Origin of the sequence: Chelatococcus albus (assembly GCF_030067675.1) — a bacterium.
In the GTDB taxonomy this organism is placed as follows: Bacteria; Pseudomonadota; Alphaproteobacteria; order Rhizobiales; family Beijerinckiaceae; genus Chelatococcus_A; species Chelatococcus_A albus.
Genome location: NZ_JASJEV010000018.1, coordinates 1 through 20,742 on the forward strand (window position 1 = coordinate 1; position 20,742 = coordinate 20,742).

Below are 20,742 nucleotides of genomic sequence, written 5' to 3' on the forward strand. Positions count from 1 at the left end.
CCCGTCATGGGCTCGAAGACGTCGCCGTAGCGGCCGGACGATCCGGGAACCTCACGACCGCCAATGAAATGACCAATAGTGCGCATGACGTCTCCTCCGCCGGGTCGTCTTGGGGGACCGTTTCGCCAACTCAATGCCGGTTGGCGGGAGGTTCCCAAGTCAACAGGTCGCGATCCGACCCATGGTGAAGCGGTGTCCTGTCACCGCAAGGCCGCGATCGCGTCTTCGTCTCAGGTATCATTGCCATAAGTGCACGACTATAGGACATTTCGAGGCTGAGCCGTGCGCATATGCCAAACCGACGAGTGAGCGTAGCATGAACCGCTTCGACTGGGACGACCTTCGTTTCTTCCTCGCCGTCGCCCGCGCGGGCAGGCTCACGGTCGCGGCGCGCCGGCTCGGCGCTGACCATGCCACGGTCTCGCGCCGCATCACCGCGCTCGAGGACGCGCTGAAGGCCAAGCTCTTCGAGCGCCGGCCGCAGGGCTATGCCCTCACCGAGCACGGCGAGCGGCTCCTGACCAAGGCCGAGACCATCGAGAGCGAGGCGCTCGCTGCCCAGAGCGAGATCGGCGGGGCGGACCTCGCGCTCTCGGGCACGGTGCGCATCGGTGCACCCGACGGCTTCGGCACCTTCTTCCTGGCGCCACGCATCGGCCTCCTGGCCGAGCGCTATCCCGACCTCGAGATCCAGCTCGTCGCCATGCCGCGCCTCCTGTCGCTGTCGAAGCGCGAGGCCGACATCGCCATTTCCCTCAATCCGCCGAAGGAGGGCAAGATCGTCGCGCGCAAGCTTTGCGACTATCGGCTGAGCCTCTATGCCACCGAGGGCTATCTCGCCCACGCACCCCGGCTCGAGACGGCGGACGACCTCTTCGACCATCAGGTCATCGGCTACATCGACGATCTCATCTTCGCCCCCGAGCTCGACTACCTCGACGAGGTCGCCAAGGGCCTGCGCGCCCGCGTGCAGAGCTCGAACATCGTCGCCCAGATGAACGCCGCGGTCGCGGGCGCGGGCATCTGCGTGCTGCCGGACTTCATGGCCGCGGGCGACGCGCGGCTGATGCCGGTGCTGCGCGAGCAGGTGTCGCTCGTGCGCTCCTTCTGGCTCATCGTCCATGCCGACCTGCGGGACGTCGCCCGCGTGCGCGCCACCGTCGATTTCCTGGTGCGCGAGGCGAAGAGCGCGCGCCATATCCTCATGCCCGGCGGGTGAAAGGGAATAATCGGGTTCCCCTGGGTGTCTTGGATTGACGGACAGACGCAGGGGCTGGGCAGGTGGAGACAGGGACGATGCCGCGTCTCGTCGGATGTCTTGCTTTGCTCGTCTCACTTCTCGGTTTCGCAGCCGCCGCCGGCGCGCGGACGGTATTCGTCATCGACCCGTCGCGCACGCATGTCGGTTTCGAGATCGCGGCGACAGGCTTTCCCGTCACGCGCGGGGAGTTCCGCTCCTTCGAGGGACGGCTCACTGTCGACTTCGATGTGCCGGCACGCAGCCGCGTCGCCTTCAAGGTGGCCGCCGCCTCGCTCGATACCCAGTCACGCAGCCTCGACGACTACATCAAGAGTCCCGTCTTCCTCGACGCGGCCAAGTACCCGACGATCTCCTTCAGCTCCACGGCCGTGGAGAAGCTCGACGAGCGCACGGTGCGTGTCACCGGGGACATGACGCTCCTCGGCGTGACGCGGCCCGCCACCTTCACCGTCACGGTGGAGCGGCGCGGGCGCGGCGGGCGTCAGATTCTCGGCTTTCTCGCCAAGGGGACCATCCACCGCTCGGAGTTCGGCATGATCTCCGGCCAGCCCCTCGTCTCCGACGTGGTGGCGATCTGGGTCGCGACCGAAGCGCAGGCGGAATGAGGAGGGGCCGATGCACGCCCGGGTGAGGCCGATCGGGGAGCGGTTGCGCGGATCGGGCAGTCGCTGGGGGCCGATCGCCCAGGCCTTCCACTGGATCTCGGCCCTTCTCGTCGTCGGCCTTCTCGTCGTCGGCTTCGTCATGACTCGATGGCGCTTCGATCTCGCCACGACATTCGAGCTCTATCAGGCGCACAAGTCCTACGGCCTGCTTGCGCTCATGCTCGTGCTCGCGCGCCTCGCCTGGCGGGGCTTCGACCAGGTGCCGGCGCCGCCGGCCTCGATGCGTCCCCTCGAGCGACGGCTGGCGCGCATCGTGCACGCCGCCCTCTACGTCCTGCTCGTCGCCCTGCCGGTCAGCGGCTGGCTCATGGCCTCGGCCTCGCCGCTCAGGCTGCCGACGCGTCCGTTCAACCTCTTCGCCATGCCGGACCTGGTGCCGCCCGGCCCCGTGCTCTTCGCGCGCCTGCGGCTTCTGCACGTGATCCTGTCGGACCTCCTCGTCGCCGCGCTGGCGCTGCACGTCGCGGGCGCGCTCAAGCACCATTTCCGGGACCGCGACGACGTGCTCCGGCGCATGCTGCCTGCCCGACACAGCCGGGATTGAGCGCCGGCGGATCTCCTGTCATGAGGGCGTCACCGAAGAATGCTCAAGGGAACCGCACGATCGGGATGCCGCGATCGTCGGCGGACCCCGGTCCACGCCTCCTGCCCGAACCTCCCAACGCCGTGGGAAACCCCATGACCGCCATCGCCCTCGACGGGGTGTCGAAACATTTCGGGACGTCGATCGCCCTCGACGACGTGAGCCTCGCGGTGCCGGAGGGCGCCTTCCTCGCCCTCCTTGGGCCGTCGGGCTGCGGCAAGACGACGATCCTGCGCCTCATCGCCGGCTTCGAGGCACCGACGCGCGGCGTCGTCCGCTTCGGCGCCCGCACCGTGGCGACGGCCGAGGCGCAGGTGCCGCCGGAGGAGCGGCAGGTGGCCATGGTCTTCCAGTCCTATGCCCTGTGGCCGCACATGACGGTCGCGGAGAACGTCGCCTATCCGCTCGCCACCGCGCGCCGGCCGAAGTCGGAGGTGGCCGGGCGGGTGGCCGAGGCACTGCACGTGGTCGGGCTCGCAGGCTACGGAGAGCGGCGGCCGGAGGCGCTGTCCGGCGGGCAGCGCCAGCGCGTGGCCCTCGCCCGGGCACTGGTACAGGAGGCCCCCCTTGTCCTCTGCGACGAGCCGCTCGCCAATCTCGACGTGCATCTGCGCGCGGCCATGCTCGCGAGCTTCCGCCGCCTGCACCGCGATACCGGGCGCACCTTCGTCTACGTCACGCACGACCAGGCCGAGGCGCTGGCGCTGGCGACCCACATCGCCGTGCTCGACGGGGGGCGGCTCGCCCAGCTCGGCGCACCGCAGGCGATCTATGCCGCCCCGGCCACCGAGGCCGTCGCCCGCTTCGTCGGCGAGGGACGCATCCTCGACGCCGTGACGCGCAGTCCGGTCGAAGCCGGGCGCCTGCCCGTGCGCCTCGCCGGCGCGGAACTCATGGTGCGCGCCCCCGCCGGCACCCGTCCCGGCGCCGTCAAGCTGCTGGTGCGTCCGGAGAACGTCATGCTCGGCGGACCGCTCGCGGCCGTGGTGAGGGGCGCCACCTACCGCGGCCCCGCATGGGCGGTCGAAGCCACCTTGCACGACGGGCAGAGCCTCATGCTCGCCCTGCCCGCCGCGCCGCGCGAGGGGGACCGGCTCGACCTTGCCGTCACCGACGCCTGGGTGGTTCCGGCGATCTGAACGGAGGCCCTGACCGGGATGAGGAAGCGCCGGAACCGGTCTTCGGTCCCGTCCCGCTCCAGCTCACCGTGATCTAGGCCCGCCAGGGCAGCACGCCGCGCGGCATGTGCCGGGCCGCCCGGTCGAGCCCGAGCATGATTGCCGCCACCACGGCGACCGCCGTGAGCGCGATGGCCGCGGCCTGGCTCGCGAGCCCTGCCTCTTCCAGGCTGTAGAGGGCGACCCCCAGCGTCTCCGTGCCCGACGACCACAGGAGCGCCGAGACGGTGAGTTCGTTGAAGGCGGTGAGGAAGACGAGGAGCCCGCCCGCCACGGCGGCGGGTGCCGCCGCCGGCGCCACGATCGTGGTGAGCCGGCGCGCAAAGCGCGCGCCGCAGACGCGCGCGGCCTCCTCGAGTTCGGCCGGCATCTGCGCCACGGCCGCCGCCGGCGCCTTGAGCGCCATGGGCAGGAAGCGCGCGCAATAGGCGAAGAGGATGAGGAAGGGTGTGCCGTAGAGGCTGATGCCGGCGAGGGGCAGCGGCTTCAGGAAGACGAGAATGAGCGCGATGGCGAGCACGACACCCGGCAGGGCATAGGGGATCTCGAGCATCGCCTCCAGGGGCCGCCGCAGCCGCCCCGCCGCGCGGTCGAGCGCGTGGGCGAGGGGGACGGCGGCGAGCGCGAGGAGAAGGGCGGCGGCGCCGGCAAGGAGGAAGGAATTGCGGAACGCCCGCACCGTCACGTCCTGGCGGAGGAGCACCTCGCCGAAATTGGCGAGGGTCAGGCTCTTGAGCGACAGCGGTACGCCGTAGGTCGGCACGAGCGCGGCTGCGGCGAGAGCCGAGAGCGGCAGCAGGAGCGCGGTGGCCACGACGAGCCACAGCCCCGCCTCGACGAGAAGGCGCCGCCGGCCGAGGCGGAAGAAGCCGTCGATAGACACGGCGGCGGCGTAGCGGGCCGGACGGCGGCGCAACGCGACGGTGCTGACCGCGACGCCGAGCGCGGCGACGAGCGCCACGACGAGCGACAGCGCGGCGACGTCGGCGATGACGGAGGGGCCGAAGCTCGACAGGCGGCGGTAGATGAGCGTTGGCAGGGTGAGATAGTTGGCCGGCATGCCGAGGAGCGCCGGGATGCCGAAATTGCCGACCGAGGCGACGAAGGCGAGGCCGCCGGCTGCGACGAGATGCGGCGCAGCGAGCGGCAGGAGCACCGTGGCCAGTACGCGCCGCGGTGGCGCGCCGGCGGTGGCCGCCGCCTCCAGGAAGTCGCGCGGCACCGCGCGCAAGCCCGCTCTGAGCGTCACGAAGACGAGCGGGGCGTGATGCAGCGCCATGACGGCGACGATGCCGGCCGGGCCGAGGAGCGGATTGGGCGAGCCGGGTGCGGGCGCGAGGCCGAGCGCCTGGGCGAGCGGTGAGGCGGGACCGGTCAGCGTCAGGAAGGCGAGTGCCGTGACCTGCGGCGCGATCATCATGGAGAGCACGAAGAGGAACGCGATGGCCCGCTTGCCCCGCATGTCGGTCAGCACGAGGGCGAGCGCGACCGCGGTGCCGAGCACCAGGGAGCCGAGGGCCGAAAGGAGGCTCGTCTCGATGCTGTGGCGTGTGGCGACAAGCGCCGCGCGGCTCGTGATCTCGGCGATTGCCGGGGCGGCATCGAAGGCGGCGCCGGGGGCAAGCGCCGTCAGCGCCAGCCGGCCGAAGGGCAGCGCCGAGAACAGGACGACAGCGGTCGCGATCAGGGCGAGGCCGATGGTTCCGCCGTCGCGCGGCCGCCGCAGCCGCGGGGGCCCGGCGATCGCCGCCGGCCTCTCCTCGACCCGCGCGGCGGCTGCGGCGGCGAGCGTCCCCAGGTCGGTGGGCGTGGGCCGCCGCGTCCGCCGCGCCTGCACGGGCTCGGCCGGCAGGGGGAAATCGGCAGGGCGGCGCGACAGCATGGGGCGAGCGGATTACTGGCCGAAGATGTCGGCGAAGGTCTTCTTGTTCTTCGTCTCGTCGGCGAGCGCCCTGGCCGCGTCGAAGGCGAGGACCCTGATCTCGGCGCGCGCCGGATAGCCGGGCGGCAGCGCCACGGCGGGATGGGCGGCGATGTAGCCCTGCTTCAGCGCGAGCTCCTGGCCCTCCCGCGACAGGAGGAAGTCGACGAACGCCCGGGCGGCGGCCGGATTGCGCGTCGACGTGAGGATGGCGACGGGTTCGGTCACGGCCGACACGCCCTCCTTGGGAAAGACGAAAGCGACTGGCGCACCCTTCGCCTTCTCGCGGATGGGCATGTAGTCGACGATGACGCCGTAGAGCTTTTCGCCGCCAGCGACGCTCTTCAGCACGTCGCCGTTGCCACCACCAGCCATCGCGCCGTTGTCCCTGAGCTTCTCGTAATAGCCCCAGCCCTCCTGCAGATTGGCGGTGAGCGTCGCGGCGTGGATGAGCGCCGCGCCCGAGTTGAGCGGGCTCGGCATCACCACCTGACCCCTGGCCTCCGGTTTCGTGAGGTCGCGCCAGGAGGTCGGCTGGAAGGACGCCTTGGCATTGTAGACGATGCCCGTGGTGATGAGCTTCGTCGCGAACCAGAACTTCTCGGGGTCGTGCGTCCCGGCCGGATAGGCCGAGACGTCGGCGGCCCCGTGCGCGAGGAGGCGGCCCTCCTTCTTCAGCCCCTCCATGGTGACGCTGTCGGCGATGAGGAGCACGTCCGCCTGCGGCTGGCCGGCCTCGAACTCGGCGCGAAGCTTCGCCAGGACGCGCGGCGTGCCGTCGCGCACGAAGCTCACCTCCACCTTCGGATGCTTTGCCTTGAAGGCGTCGATCGTCTGCTGGGCGTCGGTGTTCGGCTGGCTCGTGTAGACGACGAGCTTGCCGGAAACGTCCTCGGCGAGCGTGGCGGTCGGCAATGCGGCCGAAAGGACGAGGGCGGCGATCAGGCGCTTCATGCGGATGGTCCTGGCCTTTGCGGAGGGTGGTCCGGGCGGGGCGTCGCGCCGGCGCAAGGTGTGCCCGCGGGGTGGGAAGCGGCCTTGGCTCCGGCTTGGCTACGGTCTAGCCGAGCGAGGGGTTAGAGCGCCAGCGTGACGGGGCTGTGACATTTCCTCAAGCACCCGTGGAGGGCCTGCGGCAGCCGGGGCACTTGATGGGGGCGGCCGTTTCGTGGTCCAACCCTCGGGGACCAGACCGCCTGCGCCCGGGAGAACACCGATGGCCTCGAAGCTCGAACAACTGCGCGCCATGACCGTCGTCGTTGCCGACACCGGCGACATCGAGGCCGTGCGCCGTCTCGGGCCGCAGGACTGCACGACGAATCCGACACTGCTCCTGAAGGCGGTCGAGAACCCGGCCTATGCGCATCTGCTCGACGAGGCGGTGCGCTGGGGCCGCGCCCAGGGCGGCACGCCGGCGGCGGTGGCGGCTGCGGTGTGCGACCGCCTCGCCGTCTCGTTCGGGGCGGAACTCGCCAGGATCGTGCCAGGTCGCGTCTCCACCGAAGTGGACGCCGACCTCTCATTCGACACCGCGGCGACGGTCGCCAAGGCGCGGGCGCTGATCGCCGCCTATGAGGCGCGTGGCGTTCCGCGCGAGCGCATCCTCATCAAGGTCGCCTCGACCTGGGAGGGCATCCGCGCGGCGGAGGTGCTGCAGCGCGAGGGCATCGACTGCAACCTGACGCTGCTCTTCTCGCTCGTCCAGGCGGCGGCCTGCGCCGATGCGGGGGCCTTCCTCATCTCGCCCTTCGTCGGCCGCATCCTCGACTGGCACGTCAAGGCCGGCGGCGGCCCCTACACGCCCGAGACCGACCCCGGCGTCCTCTCCGTGCGCAGCATCTACGCCTATTACAAGGCGCACGGGGTGCAGACGGTGGTGATGGGGGCCTCCTTCCGCAACACGGGCGAGATCGAGGCGCTCGCCGGCTGCGACCGGCTGACGATCGGTCCGGCCCTGCTCGATGAACTGGCGAAGGACGAGGGCGCCCTGCCGCGCCGGCTCGATCCGGCGAAGGTCGGCGACGCACCGGCGAAACTCGCGCTCGACGAGAAGTCCTTCCGCTTCCTCCTCAACGAGGACGCGATGGCGACCGAGAAACTTGCCGAGGGCATCCGCCTCTTCGTCAAGGATCTGCGCGCCCTGCGCTCGCTCGTCGGGCAACGTCTCGCGGAAGCGAAGGCGGCCTGAGCGCCGCGCCGGAGGCAGGACATGGCGGCTCGGCCGGCATTGCTCGTCATCGACGTGCAGCGGGACATCCTCGCCCTTCCGGCGGCGGCACGCCCGGCGGTGGGGGAGCGGTTCACCGCGGTGCGCGGTCGCATCGGCGGCCTTGTCGAGCGGGCGCGCACATCCGGCGCGCCGATTGTCTTCGTGCAGCACGCCGGCCCGCCCGGTCATCGGCTCGCGGCCGGAACGCCGGGCTGGGAGCTGCATCCCGACCTGCCGCGCCGGGAGGACGATGTCGTCGTGCGCAAGACGGCCTGCGACGCCTTTCATGCCACGACGCTGCAGGTGGAGCTTGGCCGGCTGGGCGTCAGCCGGCTCGTCGTCGCCGGGCTCATGACGCAGTACTGCGTCGACACCACCTGCCGGCGCGCCGTCGGCCTCGGCTATGACGTCATCCTGGCCGCTGACGGCCACACGACGGCAGACACGGATTTGCTCACCGTCGAGCAGATCGTCGCGCACCACAACGCCCTGCTCGACGGTTTCGATGCGGGCGCGGCGACAATCGCGGTGCGCCCGGCCGCCGACATCGGCTTCGCCTGAGTGAAGCGGACGGCACGGACCGTCGAAAGCCCGGGAGCGGGTATCAGGCGGCCCTCGCCATGGCCTCGTTGAGGCATTCGAGGGAGAGGCCGCGGCCGCGGCGCGCCACCAGCGTGCAGCCCTTCGGCACCTCCTGCCAGCCGTCACGCTTGCCGTCGATCGGCTCCGACACGACGACAAGCGCGTCGCGCGTCTCGCGAAAGTAGAGGGTCGGGGGCTTGGCGTCGCAGGCCCAGCGGAAGGCCCACAGGTGCTCGCCGTCGGTCAGTGCCGCCGTGAAGCGCAGGGGCTCGTCGGTGCCCGTCTCCTGCATGTGCCGCTTCACGGCGCCGAGGGTGCAGGCCATGGCGGCCACCGGCTCATCGGCGAGGCCGTTGGCGAGGGCTGCGAGGAAGATCGCCTCCGAATCCGTCGTGCCGGCGCGCGTCGCATAGAGCGCGTCGGGAATCATGGCCTCGATGCGCCGCCGGATGCCGGCATAGCCGCCCACCTGGCCGTTGTGCATGAAGAGAAAGCGCCCCTGCGCGAAGGGATGGCAGTTGGCCCGGCTCGTCGCGGTGCCGGTCGCCGCGCGCACATGCGCGAAGAAGAGATGCGAGCGCACCTGGGCGCAGATGGAGCGCAGGTTCTCGTCCGACCAGGCCGGCCGCAGTTCGCGGTAGAGGCCGGGCTCGGGGCGCTCGCCGTACCAGCCGATGCCGAAGCCGTCGCCGTTGGTCTCGGTCTTCGCCTCCACGGCGTGCAGCGACTGGTGGATGAGCGAATGGCAGGGAGCCGCGACGAGCTCCTCAAGAAAGATCGGGTCGCCCCGATAGGCGAGAAAGCGGCACATGCCAGAGCCTTTGCCCGAGCCTTCGGCTACGCCGGCGAGAGAACCGCGGCGAACCTCCCGGAGGCCGCCGCACGATGCTCTTCCTACAGTCACGCCGGCATGCTGAACAAGCCGTTAACGCGCGCCGGCGAGAAGGGTCGGCTGGCGGCCCGTCAGGCGGAGACCGGGGCAAGGAGGCGGCGCACGGCATCGTTCCAGCCCGCGAGCTTGCGGTTGCGGGTGGCGGCACTCATGGTCGGCGTGAAACGCCGCTCGAGCCGCCAGCGGTCGGCGAACTGTTCGGGCGGCGGGAAGATGCCGGCCGCAAGCCCGGCGAGATAGGCGGCGCCCAGCGCCGTCGTCTCCTTCACCACCGGGCGGTCGACGGGGGCGGCGAGGAGATCCGCGAGCCGCTGCATGGTCCAGTCCGAGGCGACCATGCCGCCATCGACGCGCAGCACCGTCGCCGTCTCCGAGCCCTGCGGCCAGTCGGCCTGCATGGCGGCGAGAAGGTCCGCCGTCTGGTAGCAGACGCTCTCGAGCGCGGCGCGCGCCAGCTCCTTCGGCCCCGTGCCGCGCGTGAGGCCGAAGAGGGCACCGCGCACGTCCGGGTTCCAGTGGGGGGCGCCGAGGCCGACGAAGGCGGGCACCAGATAGACCTCCTGCGCCGGATCGGCGCCATCGGCGAAGGCGCCGGTATCGGCGGCGTTCTCGATGACCCCGAGCCCGTCGCGCAGCCACTGCACCGCCGCTCCCGCCACGAAGATCGAGCCCTCGAGCGCATAGGTGCGGCGGCCGCCGAGCTGATAGGCGACGGTGGTGAGGAGCTTGTTCCTGGAGGCGACCGGGGTGTCGCCCGTGTTGAGGAGCGCGAAGCAGCCCGTGCCGTAGGTCGACTTCATCATGCCCGGCTCGAAGCAGGCCTGGCCGACGGTCGCCGCCTGCTGGTCGCCGGCGATGCCGCGCACGGCGATGGCGCCGCCGAAGAGGCCCGGCTCGGTCTCGCCGAAATCCGCCGAGGAATCGCGCACCTCCGGCAGGAGGGCTCGCGGCACGCCGAGAAGGCTGAGGAGGTCGTCGTCCCAGGCGCCGGTGTGGATGTTGAAGAGCAGTGTACGCGAGGCGTTGGTGGCGTCGGTGGCGTGCACCCGCCCGCCGGTGAGACGCCACAGAAGGTAGCTGTCGACCGTGCCGAAGGCGAGCTCGCCGCGCTCGGCCCGCTCGCGCGCGCCTGGCACGTTGTCGAGAATCCAGGCGACCTTGGTGCCGGAGAAATAGGGATCGAGGATAAGGCCGGTGCGCGCCGTGACCATCGGCTCGCGGCCCTCGGCCTTGAGGCGGGCACACAGGTCGGCCGTGCGCCGGTCCTGCCAGACGATGGCGCGATGCACCGCCTCGCCCGTCTTCCGGTCCCAAACGATCGTCGTCTCGCGCTGGTTGGTGATGCCGATCGCGGCGACGTCGCCAGCCGTCGCATCCGCCCGCGACAGCGCGTCGCGGCAGGTGGCGAGCGTCGTCAGCCACAGATCCTCGGGCTCGTGCTCAACCCAGCCCGAGGCCGGGAAATGCTGCGGGAACTCCTGCTGCGCCACGGCCGCGATCGTCGTGTCGGGCCGGAACAGGATGGCACGCGAGGAGGTGGTGCCCTGGTCGATGGCGAGGAGGAAGGAAGCCACGGACATGTCCTTCGGAGGTCGAAGCAGGATGCTGCGCAAGTAAGGCCCCTCTCCCCGCGCGGGGAGAGGGTAAGGGTGAGGGGGCGGCGCCGGAAGAGGCCCCCTCGCGCGGGCCCGCCGAACGCGGGTCATCCGAGTTCGGCCCCTGTCGAGCACCGAAGCCGGAAACTTCCGACTTCGACGGCCCGCTCTGTCCTGGGAACCCGGGCCTGCCCGGGTTCCGTCTGCTGGCCTGCGCAAGCCTCATGCCTTCCGGCTTGCGCGGGAAGCGGCGCCGGCGGCGCCGCTCCGGCTCTCGGCTGCCCCTTCGTCTCAGCTCTTCTTGGGCGGGTTCGCCGGCCAGCTCTTGATGAGCGTGTCGTAGTCGACGGTCTCGCCCTTCGGCTTCTCGTTGGCGAGCTTCGGCTGCGGCGCCACCGTGCCGTCCTTCTTCACCCGCTCGAACCAGACCTCGGCCGTCTCCTTCTTGTTGAGCTTCGGCCCGCACTCGCCCTGGACGCCGGCGCGCTCAAGGCGCTCGAGCACCGAGTCCTGCGCGGCGGCGAGCGCATCCATCGCCTGCTGCGGCGTCTTGGCGCCCGAGGAGGCGTCGCCGATGTTCTGCCACCAGAGCTGGGCGAGCTTCGGATAGTCCGGCACGTTGACGCCGGTCGGCGTCCACTGCACGCGCGCCGGCGAGCGGTAGAACTCGACGAGGCCGCCGAGCTTGGGCGCCCGCTCGGTGAAGCTCTTGTGCCAGATGTCGCTCTCGCGGATGAAGGTGAGGCCGACGTGGCTCTTCTTCAGGCTGACGGATTTCGACACGACGAACTGGGCGTAGAGCCAGGCCGCCTTGCGCCGATCCACCGGGGTGGACTTCAGAAGGGTCCAAGAACCGGCGTCCTGGTACCCGAGCTTCATGCCGTCCTTCCAGTAGGAGCCGTGCGGCGAGGGGGCCATGCGCCACTTCGGCGTACCGTCCTTGTTCACCACCGGCAGGCCGTCCTTCACCATGTCGGCCGTGAAGGCGGTGTACCAGAAGATCTGCTGGGCGATGTTGCCCTGCGCCGGCACCGGACCCGACTCGGAGAAGGTCATGCCGGCCGCCTGCGGCGGGGCATATTTCTTCAGCCACTCGATGTATTTCGTGATGGCATAGACGGAGGCCGGGCCGTTGGTGTCGCCGCCGCGCTCGACGGACGAGCCCACCGGGCGGCAGCCCTCCATGCGGATGCCCCACTCGTCCACCGGCTTGCCGTTCGGCAGGCCCTTGTCGCCGTTGCCGGCCATTGACAGCCAGGCATCGGTGAAGCGCCAGCCGAGCGAGGGATCCTTCTTGCCGTAGTCCATGTGGCCATAGACCTTGACGCCGTCGATCTCCTTCACGTCGTTCGTGAAGAACTCGGCGATGTCCTCGTAGGCCGACCAGTTGACCGGCACGCCGAGCTCGTAGCCGTATTTCGCCTTGAACTTCGCCTTGATGTCCGGGTTGGTGAACCAGTCGTAGCGGAACCAGTAGAGATTGGCGAACTGCTGGTCGGGGAGCTGGTAGAGTTTGCCGTCGGGGCCGGTGGTGAAGGACTTGCCGATGAAGTCATCGACATCGAGCGTCGGCAGCGTCACGGCCTTGCCCTCGCCCGCCATCCAGTCCGTCAGGTTGACCACCTGGTTGTAGCGGTAGTGCGTGCCGATGAGGTCCGAATCATTGACCCAGGCGTCGTAGATGTTCTTGCCCGACTGCATCTGGGTCTGGATCTTCTCGACGACGTCACCCTCCTGGATGAGGTCGTGCTTCAGCTTGATGCCGGTGATCTCGCTGAATGCCTTGGCGAGGGTCTTCGCCTCGTATTCATGCGTGGTGATCGTCTCGGAGACGACGTTGATCTCCATGCCCTTGAAGGGCTCCGCCGCCTTGATGAACCACTCCATCTCCTTGAGCTGCTCTTCCTTGGAGAGCGTCGAGGGCTGGAACTCCGTGTCGATCCAGCGCTTGGCGGCCTCGATGTCGGCGCGGGCGGCGCCGGCGGCGAGGACGAGCGCCGCCGCGCTCGCGGTCAGGAGCAGTCTCGTGCGTGCGATAGGCTGTGCCATGCTTCTTCCTCCCTCATGGGTCCCGGCGGGACCCGTCGGCCGTTCCCTTCGGCGCGCCGCGCCGGAGAGCTTCGCGACCGGCCTCCCGACACCCCTCAGACGAAGCGGAACACCGCCGCGGCGTAGAGGAGCGAGAGGCCGAGTGCCCACCACAGGCTCGGTCCAACGAGGCCGAGCCAGGCGAGATTGATGAAGGCTGCGCCGAGCAGCGCGATGAACAGGCGGTCGCCGCGGGTCGTGGCGATGCGCAGCACGCCGACCCGCTCGCGCTCCGGCTTGACGAGGGCGAGCACCGTCATGAGCGCGAGCAGGCCGGCGATGGCGGCGAAGAAGACCGCCGTCTGCCAGGTCCAGGCCATCCAGGCGATGTCCATGGCGCCCTCCTCAAACCCGGCCGAGGGCAAAGCCCTTGGCGATGTAGTTGCGCACGAACCAGATCACGAGCGCGCCCGGCACGATGGTCAGCACCCCGGCGGCGGCGAGCAGGCCCCAGTCCATTCCGGCGGCCGAAACCGTGCGCGTCATCGTCGCCGCGATGGGTTTGGCGTCGACGGACGTCAGCGTGCGGGCGAGCAGGAGCTCCACCCAGGAGAACATGAAGCAGAAGAAGGCTGCGACCCCGATGCCTGAGGCAATCAGCGGCATGAAGATCTTGATGAAGAAGCGCGGGAAGGAATAGCCGTCGATCGCCGCTGTCTCGTCGATCTCGCGCGGCACGCCGGACATGAAGCCCTCGAGGATCCACACAGCGAGCGGCACGTTGAACAGGCAGTGGGCGAGCGCCACCGCCCACGGCGTGTCGAAGAGGCCGACGGCCGAATAGAGGTTGAAGAATGGCAGGGCGAAGACCGCCGGCGGCGCCATGCGGTTCGACAGGAGCCAGAAGAACAGATGCTTGTCGCCGAGAAAGCGGTAGCGCGAGAAGGCGTAGGCCGCCGGCAGCGCGAGCGAGATCGACAGCACGGTGTTGATGGCGACGTAGGTGAGCGAGTTGATGTAGCCCGAGTACCAGCTCGCGTCCGTGAAGATCTTCACGTAGTTATCGAAGGTGATCGTCTCGGGCCATAGCGTCAGGCCCGAGGTGATCTCCGTGTTCGTCTTCAGGCTCATGTTGACGAGCCAGTAGATCGGCAACAGGAGGAACAGGAGGTAGAGCGTCATGACGACGGCGCGGCCCCTCATGCCTCGACCTCCTTCTTCTCGGCGTCGGCATTGACCATCACCGTGTAGAAGACCCAGCACACGGCGAGGATGACGAGGTTGTAGACGATGGACATGGCGGCGGCCTTGCCGAGGTCGAACTGGCCGAGCGCCAGCTTGACCAGGTCGATCGACACGTAGGTCGTGGCGTTGCCCGGACCGCCGCCCGTGAGCACGAAGGGCTCCGTGTAGATCATGAAGGAGTCCATGAAGCGCAAGAGCACGGCGATGAGCAGCACGCGGCGCATCTTGGGAAGCTGGATGGTGGTGAAGACGGCGAGCCGCGAGGCACCGTCGATGCGCGCCGCCTGGTAATAGGCGTCCGGGATCGACTTCAGCCCGGCGTAGCACAGGAGCGCGACGAGGCTCGTCCAATGCCACACGTCCATGACGACGATGGTGATCCAGGCGGAGGCCGGGTCGAGCACGTAGTTGTAGGCGACGCCCAGGTGGTTCACGACCCAGCCGAGCAGGCCGATGTCGCCGCGGGCGAAGACCTGCCAGATGGTGCCGACGACGTTCCACGGAATGAGCAGCGGCAGCGCCATGACGACGAGGCTGAAGGCCACCGTCCAGCCGTGGCGCGGCATTGACAAGGCCACGACGATGCCGAGGGGGATCTCGATGGCGAGAATGACGGCCGAGAAGGCGAGGTTGCGCCACAGGGCGTCGAAGAAGCGGCCGCCGAGCTCGGTCGACGGGTCGAGGAGCTCCTGGAACCAGCCGACGCCGTTCCAGAAGAACTGGTTGTTGCCGAAGGTATCCTGGACGGAATAGTTCACCACCGTCATCAGCGGCACGATGGCCGAGAAGGCGACGACGACAAAGACCGGCAGGACGAGGAACCAGGCCTTCTGATTGACCGTCTTGTTCATGGGGCCGCCCTCCCTCACGCCGCCGTCGCGCCGGCCGGCAGGGCGGCGACAAGGTGGCCGTCGGCATAGATGTGCACGCGCGTCGGATCGAGGATGACCGAGGCCTCATCGCCGTCGACGGCGACGCCCTCGGGGACGGTCGCGGCGAAGGGACGTCCGCCGAGGTCGACACGGGCGATGCGCACGCGCCCGAGGTCATCGATGCGCTTGACGCGCACGGGCAGCCCGGCGCCCTTGGCGGCGAGGGTGGTGAACTCGGGCCTGACGCCGAGCTCGATGCGCCGTCCCTGCGGCAGGTCGGGATAGGCGCCGGCGAGCGGGATCGTCTGCCCGTCGACGCGGGCGGTCGTGCCCTCGACGGTGCAGGGCAGCACGTTCATGCCCGGCGAGCCGATGAAATGGCCGACGAAGGTGTGCTCGGGCCGCTCGAAGAGCGCGTCCGGCGTGCCCGTCTGCACCACGGCGCCGTCGTACATGACCACGACCTCGTCGGCGAAGGTCAGCGCCTCCGTCTGGTCGTGGGTCACGTAGATCATGGTCAGGTCGAGCTCGCGGTGGATCTCCTTGAGCGTCGAGCGGAGCTGCCACTTCAGATGCGGGTCGATGACGGTGAGCGGCTCGTCGAAGAGGATCGCCGCCACGTCCGGGCGCACAAGGCCACGGCCGAGCGAGATCTTCTGCTTCATGTCGGCGGTCAGGTTGTTTGCCCGGCGGTCGAGCACGCGGGACAGGCCGAGGAGGCGCGCGATCTCCTCCACGCGCCGGCGCACGACGGAGGCCTCGACCCTGCGGTTCTTCAGCGGGAAGGCGAGATTCTCGCGCACCGTCATGGTGTCGTAGACGACCGGGAACTGGAACACCTGGGCGATGTTGCGCGCCTCCGTCGGCAGGCGCGTCACATCGCGGTCGTCGAAGAGGATGCGCCCCTCGGTCGGCACGACGAGGCCGGAAATGATGTTGAGGAGCGTGGTCTTGCCGCAGCCCGACGGGCCGAGCAGGGCATAGGCGCCGCCCTGTCGCCACACGTGGTCGATGCGCTTCAGCGCGTAATCCTGCGGCCCTTTCGGGCCGGGCTTGTAGGAATGGGCGAGCTCGTCGAGGACGATGCGGGCCATGGGCTCATCCCTCCTCAGGCGGCGCGGGCGAGGTCCGGCGCAGCGGCGAGATTGCCGCCGGCGTCGAACAGGAAGAGGCGGTGCGGATCGAGATGGGCCGTGATGCGCATCTCGGGATCGAGACGGCGCACGCCCGGCACCAGGGAAACGAAGCGGTGCGCCGCGCCGTCGGCGGCGACGTCGAGATGGACGTAGCTCTCCGAGCCGGTGATTTCGGCCACCGAGACGGTGGCGGAGAGCGCGATCGACGCCCCCTCGACCGCATCGAGCATCAGGTGGTGGGCGCGGAAACCCACGGTGTAGCGCCCGTCCGGCACCGCGGCGAAGGCGCCGGCCGCCGGCACGATGGCCCCCGTGTCGAGCGTCACCCGACCATCGGCCTTCGTCGCGCCGAGCGTATTGAGCGGCGGGTCGGAGAACACCTGCGCCGTCGTCAGGTCGTGCGGTCGGCGATAGACCTGGGGGGTGGGGCCGAACTGGGTGACGCGCCCTTCGAAGAGGGTCGCCGTGTTGCCGCCGAGAAGGAGCGCCTCGGCGGGCTCGGTCGTGGCATAGACGAAGATGGCGCCGGAAGCCGCGAAGATGCGCGGCAGCTCCTCGCGCAGTTCCTCGCGCAGCTTGTAGTCGAGATTGGCGAGCGGCTCGTCGAGCAGCACGAGATCGGCCCGCTTCACCAGGGCACGGGCGATCGCCGTGCGCTGCTGCTGCCCGCCGGAGAGCGCGAGAGGCGTGCGCTCGAGATAGGGCTCGAGCTTGAGGAGCTTCGCCGCCTCCTTCACGCGCTTGTCGATCTCGCTCTTCGCCAGGCGGGCGACGCGCAGCGGCGAGGCGATGTTTTCGTAGACGGTGAGCGAGGGATAATTGATGAACTGCTGGTAGACCATGGCGACATTGCGCTTGATCACCGGCAGGCCGGTGACGTCGCGCCCGTCGACCGCGACCCGGCCCTCGCTCGGCGCGTCGAGGCCGGCCATGACGCGCATGAGGGAGGTCTTGCCGGCGAGAGTGGCGCCGAGGAGCACGTTGAGCGTGCCCTTCTCGAGGGTCAGCGACACGTCGCGCAGATGCACTTCCGCGCCGACTTGCCTGCGCACGTTGTCGAGAACGAGGCTCACGTCGTGGCGTCCCCTTCGTCAGGCTGCGGACGACGCGACGTCGGCCGTCGCGTTCTGCATGAATTCGTCGAGCGCGGCGCTTTCGGCCGCCGACAGGCGCAGGCCAAGCTTGGAGCGCCGCCACAGGACGTCGGCGGCGGTCGCAGCCCATTCCTCACGCATCAGGTAGCGCACCTCGCGCTCGGTGAGATCGGCGCCGAAGACCCGGCCGAGGTCCTGCGGGCCGCGCGCCCCATCGAGGAGGCGCGACACGCGCGTGCCGTAGGCGCGCACCAGGCGCTCGGCATGGCCGCGCGCGAGATAGGGATGAGCGGCGAGCGTCCGGTCCACGAGCGCGGCGATGCCGTCCGGCGGGAAGTCGCCGCCGGGCAGGGGCGCCTTTCCGGTCCAGTCGGCCGGCGCCTTCGGCGGCGGCAGATGAGCTTCGAGCTTGGCGAGCACCGCCGCGGCGAGGCGCCGATAGGTCGTGATCTTGCCGCCGAAGACGGAAATGAGCGGCGCGCCGCCGTTGTCCGAGTCGAGCACGAGAACGTAGTCGCGTGTTGCCTCCTGAGCCTTGGAGGCGCCGTCGTCGTAGAGGGGGCGCACCCCGGAATAGGTCCAGACGACGTCGTCCGGCGTCACCGGCTTCTTGAAATATTCGCTTGCCGCAGCGCAGAGGTAGCCGATCTCTCCGGGGCTCGCCGCGACCGCTGCCGGATCGCCGGAATAGTCGCGGTCGGTCGTGCCGATGAGCGTGAAGTCGCGCTCGTAGGGGATGGCGAAGACGATGCGTCCGTCGGCGTTCTGGAAGATGTAGCAGCGGTCGTGGTCGTAGATGCGGCGCACCACGATGTGGCTGCCCTGGACGAGGCGCACGGCGGCCGGCGCATTGACGCGCACGACCCCGCTCAGCACCTGCCCCACCCAGGGGCCCGCGGCATTGACGATCACGCGCGCCGTCACCGTCTCGCGCCGCCCGTCGGCCCGCTCGGCCGTGATGCGCCAATGGTCGCCGGCGCGCTCCGCCGCGACGACCCTGGTGCGCGGGCGGATGGAGGCGCCGCGCTCGGCCGCGTCCCGGGCGTTGAGCACGACGAGCCGCGCGTCCTCGACCCAGCAATCGGAATATTCGAAGGCGCAGGTGAACAGGGGCTTCAGCGGCTGGCCGGCGGCATCGCGGGAGAGGTCGAGCGTCCTCGTGCCCGGCAGGAGCTTGCGGCCGCCGAGGTGGTCATACAGGAAAAGGCCGAGGCGCAGGAACCAGGCCGGCCGCAGGCCTTTGTGGTGCGGCAGCACGAAGCGCAGCGGCCGGATGATGTGCGGCGCGAGCTTCCACAGCACCTCGCGCTCCATGAGCGCCTCGCGCACCAGGCGGAACTTGTAGTGTTCGAGATAGCGCAGGCCGCCGTGGATGAGCTTGGTGGAGGCCGAGGACGTGGCGCTGGCGAAATCCCCCTGCTCGAACAGCACGACCGACGCGCCCCGCCCGGCGGCATCGCGCGCGATGCCGCAGCCGTTGACGCCGCCGCCGATGATGGCGAGGTCGTAGGTCGCCTGATGCATTCACACCCCCGAGCGATACTCCCGGCAGCGCCGCCGTCCACGCCGTGCGGGCGCGCGGGCTTTCGTTTTCGTTGTCGAGAGACGCTATTCGAAGCAAAAACCGCAAGCAAGTGGGTTGAAACGAAAATCATACGAAAGGCGGACGGGCGCGTGGACGGCCGCCGCAGGGAAAGCGTCCCATGCCGGCGGGCGAAGGGGCCAGCGCCATGTGCAGGTCTCAGGCGGATTCGTCCTCGCTGGTGCCGACCTCGACCACTTCGACGCCGTGCTCGCGGCACAGCTCGCGCAGGGGGGCGGAGGCGAGCGCGTCGGTGACGAAGACGTCGATCTCCGACAGATGACCGATGCGCACGGGCGCGGCGCGCTCAAGCTTGAGCTTGTCGGCGACGAGCACCACACGCCGGGCGTTCTCGATGATGGCGCGCGACACGCGCACCTCGCGGTAGTCGAAGTCGAGCAGCGCCCCGTCCTCGTCGATGGCCGAGGCGCCGATGACGGCATAGTCGACCTTGAACTGGCGCACGAATTCGACCGCCGCCGAGCCGATCACCGCGCCGTCCGAGCGGCGCACGGGTCCGCCGGCGACGATGACGTCGATGCGCGGGTGGCGGTAGAGCAGCGTCGCGACGTTGAGGTTGTTGGTGATGACGAGCAGGCCCTCGTGCTCGGTGAGCGCGCGCGCCACCTCCTCCGTCGTCGTGCCGATGTTGATGAAGAGCGAGGCGCTGTTGGGGATGAGCTGCGCCGCGGCCGCGCCGATGGCGCGCTTCTCGGGCTGGGCGATGAAGCGCCGCGCCTCGTAGGCGACGTTCTCGACACCCGAGGCGACCACGGCGCCGCCGTGCACGCGCGACATCAGTCGGCGCTCGCACAGGTCGTTCAGATCCTTGCGGATCGTCTGCGGCGTGACCTCGAAGCGGACGGCAAGGTCATCGACGCTCACACGCCCCTGGGCGCGGGCGATGCTCAGGATCTCCTGTTGACGCGCCGAGATGAGTTCGTTCATCGCCCTTCGCTTTCGTTTTCGTTGCGTCGCACTTTCACTTTGCCACGGGCCCGATGCGAAGCGAAGACCGTCCGTCCGCTCATGTCGCCGGCATCCGCAGCCCCTGCGCGATCAGGCTTGCCCAGGCCTCCTCCGCCTCGTCGGCAAAGGCGAAGAGCGCGAGGTCGCGGGGGGCGATCATGCCCGCCTCCGCCAGCGCCTCGAAGTCGATGATGCGCGTCCAGTAGGCCTTGTCGAAGAGCACGACCGGCAGGTCGGGTGCCTTGCCGGTCTGCTGCAGGGTGAGGAGTTCGAAGAGTTCGTCGAGCGTGCCGAAGCCGCCAGGGAAGACCACGAGGGCCGCCGCGCGCATGGCGAGATGCATCTTGCGCATGGCGAAGTAATGGAAGCGGAAGGTGAGTTCCGGCGTCGAGTACGGATTCGGCTCCTGCTCGTGCGGCAGGGTGATGTTGAAGCCGATGGATGGCGCGCCCGCCTCCCAGGCGCCGCGGTTGGCCGCCTCCATGATACCCGGTCCGCCGCCGGTGGCGATGACGTTCTCGCGCGTGCCATCGTGGTTGTGGTTGAGCGCGCCGCCGCGCTCGGAGGCGATACGGGCGAAGCGCCGCGCCTCTTCGTACCAGCGGGCCTCGCGGGCGCGCCGCTCGGCCGCGCGCGGATCGTCGGCAGCGTCGTCCGGGTAGGGACCCGCCCCGAGTGGCCGCACGCGCGCCGAGCCGAAGACGACGATGGTGGAGCGGATGCCCCAGTGCCGCAGATGCTCCTCCGCCTTGGCATATTCGAGGAGGAAGCGCACACCGCGCATCGAGTCGCCGAGGAGGAACTCCTGGTCGAGTGCCGGCAGGCTGTAGGACCGCGACGTCTTCTGGGCGGTATTGTCCCGATCGTCCATTCCGCATCTCCCGCACCAGGCTGGCGACGCCCGCCGTCGAAGGGCAGATAGGCCGGGCG

General features: G+C 69.7%; 19 protein-coding genes. 6 read left to right on the forward strand and 13 right to left on the reverse strand.

What is annotated here, in order from left to right; translation table 11 throughout:
* Positions 1-316: 316 nt before the first annotated feature.
* The 4 genes from QNA08_RS18085 to QNA08_RS18100 all read left to right on the forward strand — a co-directional run bounded on the left by QNA08_RS18085 (position 317) and on the right by QNA08_RS18100 (position 3,648).
* Entirely contained in the window at positions 317-1,219 is a 903-nt protein-coding gene (locus tag QNA08_RS18085; RefSeq protein WP_283742126.1) for a LysR family transcriptional regulator, read from the forward strand.
* A 77-nt stretch (positions 1,220-1,296) separates the two neighbouring features.
* Positions 1,297-1,866, forward strand: coding sequence for a YceI family protein (locus tag QNA08_RS18090; RefSeq protein WP_283742127.1), 570 nt, complete (start codon positions 1,297-1,299; stop codon positions 1,864-1,866).
* A gap of 10 nt (positions 1,867-1,876) precedes the next feature.
* Positions 1,877-2,470, forward strand: coding sequence for a cytochrome b (locus tag QNA08_RS18095; protein WP_283742128.1), 594 nt, complete (start codon positions 1,877-1,879; stop codon positions 2,468-2,470).
* A gap of 134 nt (positions 2,471-2,604) precedes the next feature.
* Positions 2,605-3,648, forward strand: a complete 1,044-nt coding sequence (locus QNA08_RS18100; RefSeq protein WP_283742129.1) for an ABC transporter ATP-binding protein — start codon at positions 2,605-2,607, stop codon at positions 3,646-3,648.
* A gap of 73 nt (positions 3,649-3,721) precedes the next feature.
* Here the strand turns inward: QNA08_RS18100 and QNA08_RS18105 are convergent, their stop codons facing one another.
* Both QNA08_RS18105 and QNA08_RS18110 read right to left on the reverse strand, forming a co-directional pair.
* On the reverse strand, positions 3,722-5,569 hold the full coding sequence (locus tag QNA08_RS18105) for an ABC transporter permease (RefSeq protein WP_283742130.1): 1,848 nt from the start codon (positions 5,567-5,569) through the stop codon (positions 3,722-3,724).
* Positions 5,570-5,581: 12 nt separating this feature from the next.
* The gene (locus tag QNA08_RS18110) at positions 5,582-6,562 is read right to left on the reverse strand and encodes an ABC transporter substrate-binding protein (RefSeq protein WP_283742131.1); all 981 of its coding nucleotides are present in this window, start codon (positions 6,560-6,562) and stop codon (positions 5,582-5,584) included.
* 262 nt (positions 6,563-6,824) lie between these two features.
* On the opposite strand from QNA08_RS18110, the gene tal reads away from it, so the two are divergent.
* Positions 6,825-7,796, forward strand: coding sequence for a transaldolase (gene tal / locus QNA08_RS18115; protein WP_283742132.1), 972 nt, complete (start codon positions 6,825-6,827; stop codon positions 7,794-7,796).
* A 21-nt stretch (positions 7,797-7,817) separates the two neighbouring features.
* Positions 7,818-8,378, forward strand: coding sequence for a cysteine hydrolase family protein (locus QNA08_RS18120; protein ID WP_283742133.1), 561 nt, complete (start codon positions 7,818-7,820; stop codon positions 8,376-8,378).
* Between the two features lie 43 nt (positions 8,379-8,421).
* Here the strand turns inward: QNA08_RS18120 and QNA08_RS18125 are convergent, their stop codons facing one another.
* The 11 genes from QNA08_RS18125 to QNA08_RS18175 all read right to left on the reverse strand — a co-directional run bounded on the left by QNA08_RS18125 (position 8,422) and on the right by QNA08_RS18175 (position 20,683).
* Positions 8,422-9,210 carry a class II glutamine amidotransferase gene (locus QNA08_RS18125; protein WP_283742134.1) on the reverse strand — a complete coding sequence of 263 codons (789 nt, stop codon included), beginning with the start codon at positions 9,208-9,210 and terminating at the stop codon, positions 8,422-8,424.
* Positions 9,211-9,362: 152 nt separating this feature from the next.
* The gene (glpK, locus tag QNA08_RS18130; protein ID WP_422679951.1) at positions 9,363-10,871 is read right to left on the reverse strand and encodes a glycerol kinase GlpK; all 1,509 of its coding nucleotides are present in this window, start codon (positions 10,869-10,871) and stop codon (positions 9,363-9,365) included.
* A 306-nt stretch (positions 10,872-11,177) separates the two neighbouring features.
* Positions 11,178-12,935, reverse strand: a complete 1,758-nt coding sequence (locus QNA08_RS18135) for a type 2 periplasmic-binding domain-containing protein (protein WP_283742136.1) — start codon at positions 12,933-12,935, stop codon at positions 11,178-11,180.
* Positions 12,936-13,030: 95 nt separating this feature from the next.
* Entirely contained in the window at positions 13,031-13,309 is a 279-nt protein-coding gene (locus tag QNA08_RS18140) for a DUF2160 domain-containing protein (protein WP_283742137.1), read from the reverse strand.
* A 10-nt stretch (positions 13,310-13,319) separates the two neighbouring features.
* Positions 13,320-14,117, reverse strand: coding sequence for a carbohydrate ABC transporter permease (locus QNA08_RS18145; RefSeq protein ID WP_283742138.1), 798 nt, complete (start codon positions 14,115-14,117; stop codon positions 13,320-13,322).
* Positions 14,114-15,010 carry a carbohydrate ABC transporter permease gene (locus QNA08_RS18150; protein WP_283742139.1) on the reverse strand — a complete coding sequence of 299 codons (897 nt, stop codon included), beginning with the start codon at positions 15,008-15,010 and terminating at the stop codon, positions 14,114-14,116. The genes QNA08_RS18145 and QNA08_RS18150 overlap by 4 nt, the downstream gene beginning before the upstream one ends.
* Before the next feature lie 14 nt (positions 15,011-15,024).
* Entirely contained in the window at positions 15,025-16,125 is a 1,101-nt protein-coding gene (locus QNA08_RS18155; protein WP_283742140.1) for an ABC transporter ATP-binding protein, read from the reverse strand.
* A gap of 14 nt (positions 16,126-16,139) precedes the next feature.
* Positions 16,140-17,240: an ABC transporter ATP-binding protein gene (locus QNA08_RS18160; RefSeq protein ID WP_283742141.1), complete on the reverse strand. Its 1,101-nt coding sequence runs from the start codon at positions 17,238-17,240 to the stop codon at positions 16,140-16,142.
* An 18-nt stretch (positions 17,241-17,258) separates the two neighbouring features.
* Positions 17,259-18,785: a glycerol-3-phosphate dehydrogenase gene (gene glpD / locus QNA08_RS18165; RefSeq protein WP_283742142.1), complete on the reverse strand. Its 1,527-nt coding sequence runs from the start codon at positions 18,783-18,785 to the stop codon at positions 17,259-17,261.
* A 217-nt stretch (positions 18,786-19,002) separates the two neighbouring features.
* Positions 19,003-19,791 carry a DeoR/GlpR family DNA-binding transcription regulator gene (locus QNA08_RS18170; RefSeq protein WP_283742143.1) on the reverse strand — a complete coding sequence of 263 codons (789 nt, stop codon included), beginning with the start codon at positions 19,789-19,791 and terminating at the stop codon, positions 19,003-19,005.
* 79 nt (positions 19,792-19,870) lie between these two features.
* On the reverse strand, positions 19,871-20,683 hold the full coding sequence (locus QNA08_RS18175; RefSeq protein WP_283742144.1) for an LOG family protein: 813 nt from the start codon (positions 20,681-20,683) through the stop codon (positions 19,871-19,873).
* Positions 20,684-20,742: the final 59 nt, after the last annotated feature.